This window comes from Bacillus sp. 05T31 (genome assembly GCF_056396725.1).
Map to the genome: position 1 here is coordinate 1 of NZ_JBFTMA010000702.1, position 2,298 is coordinate 2,298.

2 pseudogenes are annotated in these 2,298 nt (G+C 33.1%); both read left to right on the forward strand.

The features are described from left to right. Positions 1 to 19: 19 nt before the first annotated feature. A pseudogene (locus tag AC1DJR_RS26865) lies at positions 20 to 910 on the forward strand (MSCRAMM family protein); the annotation flags it as partial. A gap of 800 nt (positions 911 to 1,710) precedes the next feature. Beyond that, a pseudogene (locus tag AC1DJR_RS26870) lies at positions 1,711 to 2,298 on the forward strand (hypothetical protein); the annotation flags it as partial.

A 2,298-nucleotide genomic window follows, 5' to 3' on the forward strand; every position in this document is an offset into this window, starting at 1 on the left:
GTATTAGAAGGCGTAGGTATTAGAAGGCGTAGTCTTCGAAGTACAAGATGAGCAAGGCAAAGTAGTAACAGAAGTAAAAACAGATAAAGAAGGAAAAGCAAAAATCTCAGACTTATCTGTAGGAAAGTACAAATTAGTAGAGAAAGAAAGTTTACCAGGCTATAAAAAGCTAACAGAACCAGTATCATTCGAAATTAAAAAAGGTATGACAGAAGTCTTATCATTGAAAGTAGAGAATGAACAGCTAGACAAAGGTTCAGTGGAAATTACAAAAATGGCTGCTGAAAGCAAGAATATATTAGCAGGAGCTGTGTTTGAAGTTCATGATGAAAAAGGTAAAATAGTCGCGAGAGTAACAACAGATAAAGATGGAAAAGCAACAGTCTCAGATCTATCTGTAGGTAACTACACACTAGTAGAAGTAGAAGCACCAAAAGGATATGAAAAATTAACTAATCCAATTCCATTTGAAATTACAAAAGGAATGATAAGTTCAGTTCAATTAGAAGTATTAAACAAATTGAGTCATTTAGCACCACCAAATCCAGAAAAACCGGAAACAACAGATCCAGAAAAACCGGAAAAACCAGATCCAGAGAAACCGGAAAAACCAGATCCAGAAAAACCGGAAAAACCAGATCCAGAGAAGCCTGGAACAACAGATCCAGAAAAACCGGAAACAACAGATCCAGAGAAACCTGGAACAACGAATCCAGAGAAGCCTGGAACAACAGATYCAGAGAAACCTGGAACAACGAATCCAGAGAAGCCTGGAACAACGAATCCAGAGAAACCTGAAAAAGAATTACCGAAGACAGGGCAGAAAATGCCTGTGGAGCCATATATGGGAGCACTTCTTGTAATGATGAGTTTTGGATTACTCGTATTAGGTAGAAAACAGCAAAGATAATAAAAGTGAAAAGGTATCCTCAAAGTATTTGAGGATACCTTTTTTATATTATTTGGCATAAAAAAAAGCATCTAGCAAAAGAATTAGCTGCAAATAAAAAACACAAGGGAAGATAAATGTCTTCCCGCTTCACGAATGTGCTTATTTCAAAAAAAGTATAAAAACTAGCTTTATTATATATATTTGATGTGTAAAGGTATGGAAGGAAAAGTTTATACGTTTTCGTAGTGTTTTGTTGAAAAAAGAGCAATCTATGTAATTGATTTTAACGATTTAGGAAATAAGTCCGGTTCTTAAAGCGTTTGAAGAGCGATAGTCCAATAGTAGGTGGGAGATGAAATTAGGGTTGGAATCTTATTGGATCTTAAAATGTGGAAGGKGAAAATAATGTAAAAAAAACTATTGTATGTTTAAAATCTTCATGTTACATTTAAGTTACAGAATGATTACAAAACGTAACTTTTGTTACGTTTTGTTTTCTAATGTTTTCGATTTATTACGAATTATGGTTTGTATTCCAATAAACTAAGAATATGTAAAGTCAAGGAAATAGCAAACTATAAACGAAAAATGATTTTTCTATGTGTATAAGAGTGTGTGTAGTAAAGATTCTGAGTAAGGGCTTTATTAAAATTCCTTTCTGTCTTAAAAGAAGAAGAAAACCAACTACCAACTATTTAGGAGTTTTAAGTAATGATAGTAAATGAAATGTACAGTACATATTTACTTTCAGTCTAATTACTACACAGACTTTTATACATATGATGTTATTGTTTTAGGTATATATAGGGGGAGAGAAAATGAGAAAGTTATTAACGGTAATTGGACTTACGTTTTTAATGCTAGCTGGATGTAGTAATGGGGATTTTGACAAAGCAATGGATGAGGGGAAGACTGCGTTAACGAATAAAGAATATAAAAATGCTTTATCATCATTTGAACGAGCATTAGATGAGAAAAAAGATGATTCAGATGCAAAAGTGCTTGTAGAACAAACGAAAGTAATGATTGAAGCAGCGAAGTTAAAAGAAGAAACAAAGGTAGAAGAATCAATCAAGTCATTTGAAAAAGTAGAGAACATGAAGAATGGAAATAATACGCTTATAAAACAAGCCAAGGAAGAACGAACAGCATTAGTAGCGATCTTAGAACAAAAAAAGAAGTATGAAGAGCAACTGGTGAAAGTAAGAGAGTTAATAAGTAAGAAAAATTATACAGAAGCGAAAGAGATATTAAATAAGCTAGTTTCAGAAACAAAAGATAACAAGAACCTTGAAGAATATAATAAAAAGGCTTTAGGATTAATCACTAAAATTGGTGAAGAGGAAAAAACTGCAAAGAGTGTAACGACAGCAGCGAAGGCACAAAAAAATGATGCAGTAACGAGT